The sequence below is a fragment of the Ramlibacter sp. WS9 genome (genome assembly GCF_003797765.1).
GTDB lineage: Bacteria > Pseudomonadota > Gammaproteobacteria > Burkholderiales > Burkholderiaceae_C > Ramlibacter.
In genome coordinates this window covers 1-1,026 of sequence record NZ_RKMB01000082.1, presented here as the reverse complement: position 1 = coordinate 1,026, position 1,026 = coordinate 1, and the positions used below count along the sequence as shown (strand labels likewise).

Here is a 1,026-nt window from a genome sequence, read left to right as displayed (position 1 = left end):
AGGCCCTGGCCAGAATGGAAAGGAACTTCAATGGGACACCCTCAGGAATGAGCCGGGTTTGCACGGCCCGTCTGGGGCCCGGTCACCCGGCGATTCTCGTCTTGTCGGACACGGCCATCCGCGCCCAGCGGGCTCATCGTTGGTACTTCCCGATCAGCGCCCGAGCTTCCGACGCCAGCTTTGCGCCGTCGATCCCCTTGCCCTTCATTTCGTTGGCCCAGTCAGACTCCACCGTGGAGGCGGTGCGCCGCCAGCGCTCGGTCTCGTGCACGTCCAGCTCGATGATGCGGTTACCGGCCTTGACGGCAATCTCGCGGCCGACCTTGTCGCCCTCGTCCATTGCGCGGCCGAACATCGCGGCCGTCTCGATGCCCGAATTGCTGTCGATCACCTTCTTCAGGTCGGCGGGCAGTTTCTCGTAGGCGGCCTTGTTCATCGAGAACGCGAAGGTCTGGGTGTACAGGCCGGTCTTGCCGGCGAAGGTGGTGTGGTTCTTGACCAGCTCACTGACCTTCAGCGCCGGCGTCACCTCCCAGGGGATGGTTGTGCCATCGATCACGCCCTTGGACAATCCGTCGGTCACGGCCGGGACCGGCATGCCCACGGGAATGGCTCCCAGCTTGCCCAGCATGTTGCTGATGATGCGCGAGCCGCCGCGAATCTTCATGCCGCGCAAGCTGTCCAGGCTGGTCACCGGGGTCTTGGTGTGGAACAGCCCGGGGCCGTGCGTGTGGACGGCTACCAGCTTCACGTCCTTGAACTCGTCGGCGGCGAACTTCTCCACGTATTCCTGGAAGGCACGAGAGGACTGCTCCGCCGATCCGCTCATGAACGGCAGCTCGAACACCTCGGCCTTGTTGAACCGCCCGGGGGTGTAGCCCAGCACCGTCCAGGTCAGGTCGACCACACCGTCCCGGGCCTGGTCGAACAGCTGCGGCGGCGTGCCGCCAAGCTGCATCGCATTGAACAGCTGGACTTTGATGCGCCCGCCCGAATCCTGTTCCACCTTCTGCGCCCAGGGCACAA

The 1,026-nt window shown here is 64.6% G+C and carries 1 protein-coding gene; it reads right to left on the bottom strand.

Annotation, left to right across the window (positions count from 1 at the left end; translation table 11 throughout):
• Window positions 1-133: 133 nt before the first annotated feature.
• A partial coding sequence (locus EEB15_RS33000) for a TRAP transporter substrate-binding protein (protein ID WP_141514229.1) occupies window positions 134-1,026 on the bottom strand: 893 nt, incomplete at its 5' end.